The following is a 13,468-nucleotide window of genomic DNA, read 5'->3' on the forward strand; positions in this document are numbered from 1 at the left end:
TGAGCACTTTCCGCGTCTGGGTGCCAGAGGCGAAGACGGTAGGTGTGATCACCGATACTGGTGGCAACGAAACCGTCCACGAGATGCTGACCGACGACGGCGGTTGGTGGTGGGTGAACGTGCCCGTTGCGGGTCACGGCACCGAGTACGCCTACCTGATCGACGGCGAGGTCGACGAACTGCCGGACCCGCGCTCCGCCGATCAGCCCCAGGGCGTTCACGGTCGCTCCCGGCTCGTCGACCACGCCCTGTTCAGCTGGACGGACAGTGCCTGGCGAGGGCTGACGCTGGCCGGGAGTGTCCTCTACGAGCTGCACATCGGCACGTTCACCCCGGCCGGCACCTTCGACGCCGCCATCGAACGGCTCGACCACCTGGTGGCGCTCGGCATCGACGCCGTCGAGCTGCTGCCCGTCAACGCCTTCGCGGGCCGCCACGGCTGGGGCTACGACGGCGTGGGTCTGTTCGCCGTCCACGAGCCCTACGGCGGTTCGGACGGGCTCAAGCGGTTCGTCGACGCCGCCCACAGCCGGGGCATCGGTGTGATCATGGACGTTGTCTACAACCATCTCGGGCCCGACGGGAACTACCTCGCCCGGTTCGGCCCCTATTTCACCGACTCCCGCATCACCCCCTGGGGACCGGCTGTCAACCTTGATGCCGCCGGCTCCGACGAGATCCGGGCGTTCATCGTCGACAACGCACTGGGCTGGCTACGCCACTACCACTGCGACGGCCTGCGGCTGGACGCTGTGCATGCCTTTGCCGACGGCCGGGCCGTCCATCTCCTTGAAGAGATCACCATCGCGGTGCACCGGCTCGCCGCCCAGCAGCGGCGGCCCCTGTTCGTGATCGCCGAATCCGACCTCAACGACCCGCGGCTGGTGACCACCCGCGATGCCGGTGGGCTCGGCTTGGACGCGCAGTGGTGCGACGACGTGCACCATGCCATGTGGGCGGCACTGTCGGGTGAGCGCCAGGGCTACTACAGCGACTTCGGCAGTCTCGCGACCCTGGCCAAGGCGATGGAAGGCGCGTTCGTCCACGACGGGACGTACTCGGCGTTCCGCGGGCGCTCCCACGGCCGGCCGGTGCCCAACCACATCCCGGCGCATCGGTTCGTGACGTTCCTGCAGGACCACGACCAGGTCGGCAACCGGGCAATCGGTGACCGTGCCGGGCAGACGCTCAGCGCAGGGCTGCTGCGGGTAGGCGCCGCGCTCCTGTTGACCTCACCGTTCACGCCGATGTTGTTCATGGGTGAGGAATGGGGGGCGAGCACACCGTGGCAGTTCTTCAGTGACCACACCGCGCCGGGGCTGGCCGACGCCGTCCGCAAGGGTCGCCGGGGCGAGTTCGCCGCGCACGGCTGGGGGCCCGACGAGATCCCCGACCCACAGGACGAGGCGACATTCGTCCGCTCCAAACTGGACTGGGCGGAACTGCGGACGGCGCGCCACGCCGGTCTGCTGAAGTGGTACCGACGCCTGACCACCCTGCGCCGAACCCTGCCCGACCTCACCAACCCGGACCTGTCCTGCGTACGCGCCAGCTTCGACGAGGACGCCCGCTGGTTCGTGCTGCGCCGCGGCCAGGTCGCGGTCGTGTGCAACCTCGCACCACGGCGCCAACCGGTACCGGTCGAGGGCGTGCCGTTTGACGTGCCGGCCGCGTCCACCAGCGGGTTCACCTACATGCCGGGCCGTATCGAGCTCGACGGGGAATCAGTGGTGATCGCCCGCCTGCTGTGAGCCGGCCTGCGGTGAGCCGGCCTGCGGTGAGCCGACCGGGTCAACGCCGACGGTCGCGGCGTTCGGTTCGGGACAGCACGGCATACAGCAGGCCGAGAATGCCCACGGCTATCAGTAGCACGACGACCAGCAGCACAACATAGGTCGTCATACGTACAACCGTCCTTTCAGGCCGAACTCGACACGGCGAACGTCGGCTGTCAGCCACCCACGACACCTCGGGGTCACCGGTACCGCACCCCGTCAGTATCCCGTCCGGGCCAGCGCTGCACATCTCGCGGTCCGGTCAGCCGCCGGATCATCCAGCGGCACCGGCACCGGCAAGCGGGCTACCCGGCCAAAGGCCGCGCGATCATGGATCTCCTCGCGCGGCCGGCGGCCCCAAACGGGCTACCCGGCCAAAGGCCGCGCGATCATGGATCTCCTCGCGCGGCCGGCGGCCCCAAACGGGCTATGACGCCTTGGCGCTGCCTTCCCAGACGGCCAGGTCGTCGGACCCGCCGTCGCGGGCCAACGCCGACAACCGCGAAATCGCGCGCTGGAACTTCTTGCGATGCGGCCCGGCCAGCATCTCCGCCGAGAACAGCTCGCTGAAGGGCTGGCCGGACGCCACGACCGGGATCGACCGGTCGTAGAGACGATCGGCGAGGACGACGAGCCGCAGCGCCATCGCCTGGTCGGACACCGCGGTGACGCCATGCAGGCAGAACAGGGCGATATCGTCGACGAGCGCGCCGTAGCGGGACGGGTGCAACTGGCCGAGGTGGGCGCACAGTTCGGCGAAGCCGTCCTCGCTGGCACCGGGGGTCACCGCGGCACGCCGACTCACCTCGTCGTCGCTGCGGGGCGCGGGCGGCTTGGGCAGGCCGCGGTGGCGAAAGTCCTCGCCGGAGATCCGCAGGATGTCGAACCGCGACGACAGCCCCTGGATCTCGCGCAGGAAGTCATCCGCGCCGAAGCGGCCGGCACCGAGGTCCTCCGGCTGGGTGTTGCTGGTCGCGGCCAGGTGCACGCCCGCCTCGGCGAGCCTAGTCAGCAAGGTGGAGACGAGCACCGTGTCCCCGGGGTCGTCCAGCTCGAACTCGTCGATCGCCAGCAGCCGTAGGCCGGACAGGGCGTCCACGGTCCGGGCGAACCCCAGCGCGCCGACCAGCGAAGTGATCTCCACGAACGTCCCGTAGGCCTTGGGGCCCGGCACCGCGTGCCACAGCGACGCGAGCAGGTGGGTCTTGCCGACCCCGAACCCGCCGTCGAGATAGACCCCCGGACGCGTACCCCCCGCGTCCGACCCGCCACCGGCGTCATCCCGGCGGCCCCCGTCCCGGCGGCCCCCGTCCCGGCTGCTCAGATCACGACGTCCGAACCGGAGCAGGCCACGGCCGCCGGCGCCGGCCGAACCCCGGGCCCGGGTCCCACCCGAGGCGACCCGGTCGGCGAACCGGCCCAGCGCCGCAACGGCACCGACCTGGCTCGGCTCGCCGGGATCCGGCCGGTAGGTCACGAAGCGGACGTCATTGAACCGTGGCGGCGGAACAAGGGCCGCGACCAAATCGTCCGGACGTACCTCGGGATGGCGGTCAACCAGGCGCTCCGGCATGTTTTCACCCTACGGATACACCATCGGTCGATGACGCCCCGAGAAGTACCACGCGAGGTAACTCACACCGTTTCACGCTGGCCACCGTGATATGCGACAGCCCACGCTACGAGCGATCAGCCGGCAGCGGGTCGAATGTCGAATAGAGTCTGCGCCGAATAGAGTCCGGCGAGTGCGCCATTTCCCGTCCCCTGATGACGTCGACCTGGATGCCTTCTACGGCCTGCCACCGGTCGCCGTCGGCGGGGTGCATGTGCGATCGAACTTCGTCTCGTCCCTCGACGGCGCCGCCGAGGTGGACGGTCGTTCCGGCGGCCTCGGCGGCAGTGCCGACCGCCGGGTCTTTCGCCTGCTGCGCTGGCTTGCCGACGTCGTCCTCGTCGGTGCCGGCACCGCGGTCGCCGAGGACTACGGGCCGGTCGTTGTTCCGCCGGAACGCCGCGACCGACGACTCGCGGCCGGGCAGGCCCCGATCCCGCCGGTGGCGGTCGTCTCCGGCAGCCTGCGGCTCGACCCGTCCGCCCGGCTGTTCAGCGCGGACGTGCGTCCACTCGTGCTCACCGCCCGGGCCGCGCCGGCTGACCGGTACCGCGACCTTGCGGCCGTCGCCGACATGGTGGTCTGCGGCGACGAGACAGTGGATCTCGCGACGGCACTACATGTGCTCGCCGGGCGGGGACTGGGACGCGTGCTGTGCGAAGGCGGACCATCGCTACACGCGTCCCTCGCAGGAGCAGACCTTCTCGATGAGCTGTGCCTGACACTTGCCCCGTTGCTCGCCGGCCCCGACCACGCCCGGATCGTCGGCGGCCACCGCTGGCCGAAGCCTGTCACGATGACGCTCGGTCACGTTCTCGAGGACGACGGCAGCCTGTTCCTGCGCTATCGGCGTCGCTGAATCATCGGCGTCGCTGAAGCTCCGACCCCCGGCCCCCGGCCGGGACAGACGCTAGAGAATCATGCCGGCGGCGACCGTGGACCCGGTCACCTCGTCGACGAGAATGACGCTCCCGGTCGTCCGGTTCCGCCGGTACGGATCGAAGCACAGCGGTGTCGTGGTCCGCACCGTCACCCGGCCGATGTCGTTGAGCCGCAGCTCCGACACGCTCTCGTCGCGGTGCAGCGTGTCGACGTCGACCCGGTAGGCGATGTTCTTCAGCACGCCGCGCACGGACCGGGTCGTGTGCTTGATCCCGAGCCTGGACCTGGCCCGCAGCGGCGCATCCGCCATCCAGCAGACCATCATGTCGATGTCCTGGCCGACCGTTGGCTGGTTCGCCGGTCGGGCGAGCATGTCCCCGCGGGAGACATCAAGATCATCTTCAAGGCGGACTGTCACCGACATCGGCGGGAAGGCTTCGGCGACCGGTCCGTCAAAGGTGTCGATGGCCGCTATCCGCGAGGACAGACCGGACGGCAGGACGATCACGTCATCCCCGGGCTTGAGAATGCCACCGGCGACCTGGCCGGCATAACCGCGGTAGTCGTGCAGGTCCTCCGATCGCGGCCGGACCACCCACTGCACCGGGAAGCGCACGTCGATGAGGTTGCGGTCGGAGGCGATGTGCAGCTCCTCCAGGTGGTGCAGCAACGAGGTGCCCTCGTACCAGGGTGTGCTCGGCGAGCGGGACACGATGTTGTCCCCACCGAGCGCCGACACCGGGATCGTCGCGACGTCGACGATCTCGAGCTTGGCGGCGAACCCCCGGAACTCACTTTTGATCTTTTCGAACACATCCTCGTCGAACCCGACGAGGTCCATCTTGTTCACGCACAGTACCAGGTGTGGGACGCGCAGCAGTGAGGCCAGAAAGGCGTGCCGCCGGGTCTGTTGCAGCACGCCCTTACGCGCATCCACCAGCAACAGTGCCAGATCGGCGGTGGACGCCCCGGTGACCATGTTGCGGGTGTACTGGACGTGCCCAGGGGTGTCGGCGAGGATGAACGATCGCTTCGGCGTGGCGAAGTACCGGTATGCGACGTCGATCGTGATGCCCTGTTCCCGCTCGGCTCGCAGCCCGTCGGTGAGCAGCGCCAGGTCGACGTAGGCATCGCCCCGCTCGCGGCTGGTGCGCTCCACCGCTGCCAGCTGGTCGGTGAACAGCGACTTGGTGTCGAAGAGCAGCCGTCCGATCAGTGTGGACTTGCCGTCGTCGACAGAACCGGCGGTGGCGACCCGCAGCAGCTCCCCCATCAGAACAGCCCCTCCATCAGAAGTAGCCCTCCCGTTTGCGGTCCTCCATGGCAGCCTCGCTGACCCGGTCGTCGGCGCGGGTCGCGCCGCGTTCGGTGATCCTGCTGACCGCCACCTCCGCGATCACCTCGTCGATCGTCGCCGCGGTCGACGCGATCGCACCGGTGCAGGACATGTCCCCCACCGTGCGGTAACGCACCTGACGCGCAACGGCCCGCTCCCCTTCCAGTGGCGGCGTCAGGGCAGTCACCGCCAGCAGCATCCCGTCCCGTTCGACCACCTCACGGGTATGCGCGTAGTAGATCGACGGAATCTCCAGGCTCTCCTGCGCGATGTAGCGCCAGATGTCGAGCTCCGTCCAGTTCGACAGCGGGAAGACCCGGATGTGCTCGCCCGGGCGGTGTCGGCCGTTGTAGAGCGACCACAGCTCGGGACGCTGGTTCTTCGGGTCCCACTGGCCGAACTCGTCCCGGAAGGAGTACACGCGCTCCTTGGCCCGGGCCTTCTCCTCGTCGCGGCGGGCCCCGCCGAACACCGCGTCGAACCTGTTCGCCTCGATGGTGTCCAACAGCACCGGCGTCTGCAGCTGGTTGCGGGACGCGCCCGGCCGGGTGTCTTCGGTGATCGCTCCGGCATCGATCGCATCCTGGACGGATCCGACGACGAGGCGGGCGCCCAGCTGCGCCACCCGGGCGTCCCGGAACTCCATCACCTCGCTGAAGTTGTGGCCGGTGTCGATGTGGACCAGCGGAAACGGCAGCTTTGCCGGCCAGAACGCCTTCTGGGCGACCCGGAGCATGACGATCGAGTCCTTGCCGCCGGAGAACAGCAGCGCGGGACGCTCGAACTCGGCCACCACCTCCCGAAAGATGTGGACCGCCTCCGCCTCGAGCATCTGCAGATGGGTGAGTTCGTAGCCCGTGACAGGCACGCGCAGTCCCCCCGTCGAGCCCAGTAGACAACACCGATAGATGACAACGCCGGCAGAACGCCGGCAGAACGCCGGTGGATATCAGCCCAAGGTAGCCGAGGGACCGGCGCCCAGGACAGCGAAGCGGCTCGACGGCCATGCCCGCCTGCGCCCGCCGCCAGCCCGCCGCCAGCCCGGTCGCCAGCCCGTCGCCGTGGCAGGACGGACCTCAACGGCTACGGTCAGGGTGTGCCCACCATCCGGGAGAGGACCGCGCTGCTGGTCGACGAGACCCGCGCAACGGAACTGACCGAGGCGTCGCTGCACTGGCCGTCACTGACGCTGACGGCCGCGCAGCTTGCCGACCTTGAGCTCCTGCTGTCCGGCGGGTGCCCGAGCCGCCACGGCCCGGGTGTGACCGAGGATGGCTACGACGGCCCGGTGCGCATGCCGCGGCACACGGTCGACATCGGTGACGCCCATGCGCTGACCAGCGAGAGCACCGAGAAGCCGCGCCCTGGAGTGACAGTTGCGCTACGGGACTCCGAAGGCGTGATGATCGCCGCTCTGCGAGTGACCGAGATGGCCGGGTCGGCGCTGTCGGGCGTCGTCGAGGGACTACAGCTACCCGATCACCCCGACTACCCCGAGCTGCGGTTCACCCCCGCGTCGTTGCAGGCGGAGCTGCTCGGACGCGGGTGGTGCACGCCAACTGACCCCGCGCCCACCGCGCTGTGGGTCGACGGCCTGCTCCATACCGCGGACCTGGACCGCATCGAAGCCCTCACCGCCGATGGGAACACCGTCGTGGTCCTCGCTCCGGTCGGTGGGGCGGATCCCGCGGATGCGCGCCACCACCTGCGGGTGCGGTGCCTGCGGGCGGGGCTCGCCACGCTGATCGACGTTCGGGCCATGCTCGCCCTGGTGCCCGTCCGGGCGATGCCGCGGCTGACCGAGGCGGTCGCCCTCGGCCCCGACACCACGATCCGGGTCGGGACCACCACCGGTGACCCGGTAAGCGACAATCAGGTAAGTGACAATCAGATAACGAATCACCAGCCCGCCGGCCACCGGGAGACCGACGATCGAGAGACCGAGCCTGCCCTGGCCGCGGAAGTCATCCACCGGGCACAGGTCGCGGTCGCCTACGGGCTCGGTTCGGTCATCGTCGGACCGGCGCCGAGCGCACCGGGGGCAAGCGCGCTGGGACTGCTCCTTGAGCGCGGAACACGGCTGCCGCCGGTGCTCACACCGCCCGCGGTCGCCGCCGAACTCGTCCGCGCACAGCCACCGCGGGCCGAGCGGGGGCTCACCGTGATGTTCACCGGTCTGTCGGGATCGGGCAAGTCGACCGTGGCCGGGCTGCTCGTCTGCCGACTGTTGGAGCGCGGTGACCGCCGGGTGACGCTGCTCGACGGCGACGTCGTCCGACTACACCTGTCCAAGGGGCTCGGCTTCTCCCGCGAGGACCGCAACACCAACGTTGCGCGGATCGGCTTTGTCGCCGCGGCTGTGACGGCCGCCGGCGGCACCGCGGTATGCGCGCCGATCGCCCCCTACGACGCGGTCCGCCGCCAGGTCAGGACGATGGTCGAGGACAGCGGAGGCGGGTTCGTCCTGGTCCATGTGGCCACCCCGCTGGAGATCTGCGAGGCCCGCGACCGCAAAGGCCTGTACGCAAAAGCCCGCGCCGGCATCATCCCGACCTTCACCGGCGTATCCGACCCCTACGAGGAACCCGCGGATGCCGAGATCGTCATCGACACCACGCAGACATCCTCCCAGGACGCCGTGCAGACCATCCTCGATCACCTCTGCACCCACGGCTGGCTCGCTCCCTGACGCGGCTCGCCGCGGACATCACCCGGCCCGACAGGCTTAACACCCGCCGCGAACATACCTTCCCCGTGTCGTCCGCCGAGCCCGGCACAACCAGTTCCCCGTCAAGAAGCCCGGCCAGCGCGGCACCCGCCACGACGCCCCGCCCACGATCAGGCTCGCCAACCCGCTGAACCCCCAGGTTGCAGCCTGATCGACTTAGCGTCAGTGGCATTGCCCGAACGCCGGTAGCGGAAGATCTATATTCGAATGCCCTGCCGATATGACTGCCGTGGGCCGGCCGCCGGTACCCCACGCACCAGGCGACGCCGGTTCCTGGTACCCGGCAATCTGGTATTCCCGATACCACTACAAATTCATTCTGTCTCCACGACCGCGGGTATCCAATACTGATTCTGTTTCCCGAAGTCGCCACGCCGGGGGGCAGTCGCCAGCGGAAGGAACTACTCTCGGTCATGGCCATTCATCATGGCAGATGTCTCATATGACATCCATTACCACGTCAACCATCGGGCAAAGCTCGCTGCTGCATATGGTCCGGCGCGGTGACCTCCCGTCGGATATCCGGATCGAGACTTTACCCTGTACTGACGCTACCAGCAGACCTGAGATCGCCTGGCGCACCGGCGAACCTCGACTGGAGTGGTTCCGTGCGCTGTTGGACGGCTCCCCCGGCCTGCGCTGGATCCATTCGGACTACACAGGCGTAGAGGATCTCCCGCTGGACGAACTGGCCGCCAGGGGGATCCTGCTGACCACCGCGGTGGGCGCGAACTCCCGCCCCATCGCCGAATGGATCGCGCTTGCCCTGCTCACCGCAAGCAAAGGTCTCCTCGACTTCGTCGACCGGTCAGCCAGGGCGGTCTGGGACACCAGCATCATTCCCGTAGACCTCGTCGGCCGGCGGGCGTTGATGCTCGGACTCGGGTCGATCGGCGTCGAAACCGCGCGGCTACTGGATCCCTTCGGGCTCCGCCTTACCGCGGTCACCCGCCGGCCACGACCAGATCCGGTTCCCGGAGTCGAGCGGGTCATTTCCGACGCATCCTGGCTGGACCTGCTCGCTGAATCGGACTTCCTGATCTGCACCCTCCCATTGACCAAACGGACCGACGGAATGATCGGTAAACGGGAACTCGCCCTGCTGCCGTCCCACAGCTGGCTCATCAGCATCTCCCGCGGCGCAGTCGTCGACTCCGCAGCGCTGATCTCCCGACTTGACGCCGGCCTCCTCGGTGGAGCGGTGCTCGACGGCCATAGACCTGAGCCGTTACCCGTCGACCACCCATTGTGGCGCCGGCCCAACGTCCTGATTCTCCCGCATCACACCTGGCGCTCGCCGCACAGCCGCACCCGGTTCGAAGCGATGTTCGTCCGGCAGTTCCACCGCTGGGTGAACATCGAAGAAATGGTGAACGTCGTCGATTACGACCACGGATACTGAAAAACGGTGGCCACCGAGAAAGGTAGGGCAATCATGACGACAAGCACCGACCCGGTAAAGCCGCAGCCGCTGACAATCAAGACCCGCTGCGAGAACGCGCCGACTGTACCGCCGGTCAGGCTCGCGCTGAACGAAAGTTCGATCCCACCCCCGGCCGCCGTCCTCGATGCCTTCCTTCGCACCGGGCAGACTCCCCACCGGTATCCCGAACCATTCTCCGAGACCCTCGTCGCCGCAATAGCTTCCCAGCTCGGCGTGGCGGCCGACCACGTATTCGTCGGTGCCGGGTCGATCGGAATTCTGCAGGACCTGATTCGCCTGCTGGCGGCCGGCGGCGAGGTGGTTTATCCTTGGCGTTCCTTCGAGGCATACCCGCTGCTCGCGGACAACGCGCCCGCCACCTCGATTGCACTGCCATTGCGCCCGGACGGGCGATGCGATCTGGCAGCCCTGGCCGGCTCCTGCAACGACGCGACCCGGATCATCATCTTGAGTAACCCGAACAACCCGACCGGGACCATCGTCGAGAAAGGCGAGATCGAGTGGCTGTTCGAACGGGTACCGGCGACGGTCACAATCGTCCTTGACGAGGCATACCGTGACTTCGCGGACCCCGACCGTATTCAGGATGGTATTGATCTTCTTCGCCACCACGACAATGTTGTCGCGTTACGCACATTTTCGAAGTCCTACGCCCTGGCCGGCCTGCGCGTCGCCTTCTCCGTGTCAACCCCGGCGCTGGCCGAGAAGCTGCGGTCCACATCCTTTCCCTATCGGGTCAACGCACCCGCGCAGGCGGCCGCACTGGCAGCCCTGAACGAACACGAATGGCTGCGCCGACACTGCGCCGTGGTCCGGCGTGAACGGATACGGCTCACCGATGGGCTGCGCCGACAAGGCTGGACCGTATGGCCCAGTCAGGCCAACTTCGTTTGGCTGGATGCCGGGGCCTACGCCACCCGGATCGGACAGACGCTCGCATCGGTCGGCATCACCGTCCGGATCTTCCCCGACGAAGGAGTTCGGATCACCATAGCGGAAGGAGAAATCAACGACCGGGTTCTGGCCGCAGTAGCGTCATGCGCGCCCGGTCAGCTCGGGTCGCCCGACAGGATGCTTCAGCGGAAGGTGGAACAATGAGCATCGGACCGCCCGGCAAAACCGATGCCGGCACCCGCCCCCATGGAATCGACCCCACCGAGCGGGAACTACGGGTACAGCTGGCGGCCTGCTATCGGATCTTCGACCACCTTGGGTGGACTGAGATGATTTTCAATCATGTGACGGTCCGCCTCCCCGGTCCGGAAAACCACTTGCTCATCAACCCTTTCGGGCTCCTCTACCATGAGGTCACGGCATCCAACCTGGTCAGGATTGACCTCGACGGCAAGGTCGTGGAACCAGGAGACTGGCCGGTGAACCCAGCCGGCGTCATCATTCACACGGCAATACACTCAAGCCGCCCGGATACCCACTGCGTGATGCACACCCACACCACCGCCGGCAGCGCGGTGGCCTGTCTTCGCGACGGGCTGAGCCCGGACAACTTCTACTCCGCCCAGTTGGCCGGCCAGCTCGCCTACCACGACTTCGAGGGTGTCACCGTATATCCGGACGAGTGCGGGCGCCTGGTGAAGAATCTCGCTGACAAGAACATCATGATGTTGCGGAACCATGGCCTGCTGACCACCGGCCGGACGATTCCGGACGCCTTTCTCCGGATGTGGCTGCTGCAGCGTGCCTGCGAGATCCAGCTCGCCGCGCAGAGTTCCGGGCAGACCCTCACAGCCGTGACCGCACAGGCGCACAGGCGCTCGTCCGCCGGCATGCGTGCCGTGCAGGACAGTGGTGGTGGCGCGAGGGAGGTCTTCGAAGCCATGCAACGCCTGATCGAACGCAAGGACCCCGATTACCGGCGGTGACATAATAGCGACTCGATGGCGGAACGTCGAACTGAAACGAGGACCCCGATGATTGCACCCACGCCCGCCGTCACAGCGTTGCGGGCGCTGCCGCGATCCGAACGCCGGGCAGCACTGGAAGCCATGGTGGCAGCGGAGTTCAAAGTCACCCTGCTGATGGCCGAACAGGACGATCTTCCGCTGGACCAGAACTATTTCGACCTCGGCCTCACCTCGCTGCGGGTCATTGACGTCAAACAACGCCTTGAGGCCACGCTGGGATGCGAGATCGACACGTCCGCACTGCTGCGCAGCCCGACCGTGCGACACCTGATTGACCTCCTCACCCAGGAGGCTCTCCTGGAGCTTTTTGCGGTTCCCGGGGGGCGGGAAAAGCCGGTCGAGCAGCCGGCTGCAACGGCGGGCCACAAGCCTCTTGTCGACGAGCTCCTCAAGGACCTGTACGGGATCTGACCGCGAACCGTTCGGACCCGGACCCGGCCCACGACCGCGCGAACAGACCTGCTCGGGCCCGGACGACAGGAGGGACGACGATGTCGGGTGTATCCCATCCCAGCCATGAGGAACTCACGCAGGCGAGAGCGACCATCAGCCAGCAGGAGCTGCTCATCAGACAGTTGCTCCTGGAAAAGTACGAGCCGATCGCCATCGTTGGCGTAGGTCTGCGCTTCCCCGGCGGTAATGACAGCTTGGCTGATTTCACGCATTTTCTTCAGGCCGGACATTCTGGTATCGGGCCGATTCCCGCCGATCGTTGGGACAGCACTTTCTTCGCCACCACCGACGCAGGCACCGATAGCACCGACGTCAGAGGCAGAATAACTACCGTCGGCGGCGGTTTCCTGGACGGAATCGACCAGTTCGATCCGGAGTTCTTCGACATCTCGCCGGCTGAGGCTCAGTACATCGATCCGCAGCACCGGCTGGTACTGGAAACCGCATGGGAAGCGCTGGAGAACGCCGGCATCGATCCCACTCCGCTACGCAACGGCGATGGTGGTGTGTACGTGGGGGTCAGCGCCGGAGACTACGCGCTGGAGGTCGACTCGCTCGGTTACGAGGAGCTGGCTGCACCCATCGCCACGGGCACCGCACACAGCGCACTACCCGGCCGACTGTCGTGCTTCCTGGGATGGCACGGTCCCAGCATCGCGGTTGACACGGCCTGCTCGTCGTCACTGGTGGCGCTGCATCTCGCCGTCGAGGGCCTGCGGCGTGGGGAGTGTGGGATCGCCCTGTGCGGCGGGGTGAACCTCATCCACCACCCCCGGGCCCATATCCTTTTTTCGCAAGCCAAGCTGCTCGCCCCGGACGGGCGGTCGAAGACCTTCGACGACGCCGCGGACGGCTACGCCCGCAGCGAGGGTTGCGGGATGATCGTGCTCAAACGTCTGTCGGACGCCACGCGTGACGATGACACGGTCCTCGCCCTCATCCGAGGTACGGCGGTGCGGCAGAACGGCGGCAGCGGCGCCTTCACCGTTCCCGACGATGCAGCCCGCGCTGCCCTCATGCGCGCGGCCCTCACCAGCGCGCTGCTTGAACCCGGCGACATCCAGTACGTCGAAGCTCATGCGCTGGGAACGCCGTTGGGAGATCTGGTCGAGATCGCCGCGATCGGTACCGTGTTCGCGGAGTCCCACAGCGCGGTTGCCCCCGTCGTGGTTGGCACTCTCAAGCCGAACATCGGTCATATGGAGGCGGCGGCTGGCATCGGAGCAGTCGTTAAGGTCGCCCTTCAGGTACGTGATGCCGTGATCTATCCGCACCTGCACCTGCAGACCCCCTCGCGGCAGATCCCCTGGGACAGC

General features: G+C 67.5%; 11 protein-coding genes. 8 read left to right on the forward strand and 3 right to left on the reverse strand.

Features of this window, described 5'->3' with window-relative positions; all coding sequences use genetic code 11:
* On the forward strand, positions 1 to 1,751 hold a 1,751-nt coding region (gene treZ / locus U9977_RS18845), incomplete at its 5' end, for a malto-oligosyltrehalose trehalohydrolase (RefSeq protein ID WP_322750598.1).
* A gap of 451 nt (positions 1,752 to 2,202) precedes the next feature.
* On the opposite strand, the gene zapE is transcribed toward treZ, so the two are convergent.
* Positions 2,203 to 3,348: a cell division protein ZapE gene (zapE, locus tag U9977_RS18850; RefSeq protein ID WP_322750599.1), complete on the reverse strand. Its 1,146-nt coding sequence runs from the start codon at positions 3,346 to 3,348 to the stop codon at positions 2,203 to 2,205.
* Between the two features lie 172 nt (positions 3,349 to 3,520).
* Between zapE and U9977_RS18855 the strand changes: the two genes are divergently transcribed.
* On the forward strand, positions 3,521 to 4,246 hold the full coding sequence (locus U9977_RS18855) for a pyrimidine reductase family protein (RefSeq protein WP_322750600.1): 726 nt from the start codon (positions 3,521 to 3,523) through the stop codon (positions 4,244 to 4,246).
* Between the two features lie 51 nt (positions 4,247 to 4,297).
* Here the strand turns inward: U9977_RS18855 and U9977_RS18860 are convergent, their stop codons facing one another.
* Together U9977_RS18860 and cysD are read right to left on the reverse strand one after the other, a co-directional pair.
* Positions 4,298 to 5,542, reverse strand: coding sequence for a sulfate adenylyltransferase subunit 1 (locus U9977_RS18860; RefSeq protein ID WP_322750601.1), 1,245 nt, complete (start codon positions 5,540 to 5,542; stop codon positions 4,298 to 4,300).
* Between the two features lie 16 nt (positions 5,543 to 5,558).
* Positions 5,559 to 6,473, reverse strand: a complete 915-nt coding sequence (cysD, locus tag U9977_RS18865; protein ID WP_322750602.1) for a sulfate adenylyltransferase subunit CysD — start codon at positions 6,471 to 6,473, stop codon at positions 5,559 to 5,561.
* A gap of 228 nt (positions 6,474 to 6,701) precedes the next feature.
* On the opposite strand from cysD, the gene cysC reads away from it, so the two are divergent.
* The 6 genes from cysC to U9977_RS18895 form a co-directional block, all read left to right on the forward strand.
* A complete protein-coding gene (gene cysC, locus U9977_RS18870) occupies positions 6,702 to 8,294 on the forward strand; it encodes an adenylyl-sulfate kinase (protein WP_322750603.1) in 1,593 nt (530 codons plus the stop codon).
* A gap of 481 nt (positions 8,295 to 8,775) precedes the next feature.
* Positions 8,776 to 9,735 carry a D-2-hydroxyacid dehydrogenase gene (locus U9977_RS18875; RefSeq protein ID WP_322750604.1) on the forward strand — a complete coding sequence of 320 codons (960 nt, stop codon included), beginning with the start codon at positions 8,776 to 8,778 and terminating at the stop codon, positions 9,733 to 9,735.
* A gap of 33 nt (positions 9,736 to 9,768) precedes the next feature.
* Entirely contained in the window at positions 9,769 to 10,875 is a 1,107-nt protein-coding gene (locus tag U9977_RS18880) for an aminotransferase class I/II-fold pyridoxal phosphate-dependent enzyme (RefSeq protein ID WP_322750605.1), read from the forward strand.
* Positions 10,872 to 11,657, forward strand: a complete 786-nt coding sequence (locus U9977_RS18885) for a class II aldolase/adducin family protein (RefSeq protein WP_322750606.1) — start codon at positions 10,872 to 10,874, stop codon at positions 11,655 to 11,657. Before U9977_RS18880 ends, U9977_RS18885 begins: the two co-directional genes overlap by 4 nt.
* A gap of 48 nt (positions 11,658 to 11,705) precedes the next feature.
* Entirely contained in the window at positions 11,706 to 12,110 is a 405-nt protein-coding gene (locus tag U9977_RS18890) for an acyl carrier protein (protein ID WP_322750607.1), read from the forward strand.
* An 80-nt stretch (positions 12,111 to 12,190) separates the two neighbouring features.
* Positions 12,191 to 13,468: polyketide synthase (locus U9977_RS18895; RefSeq protein WP_322750608.1), on the forward strand; the 1,278-nt coding region annotated here is incomplete at its 3' end.

Source organism: Protofrankia sp. Cas8 (assembly GCF_963555845.1).
Lineage (GTDB): Bacteria > Actinomycetota > Actinomycetes > Frankiales > Frankiaceae > Protofrankia.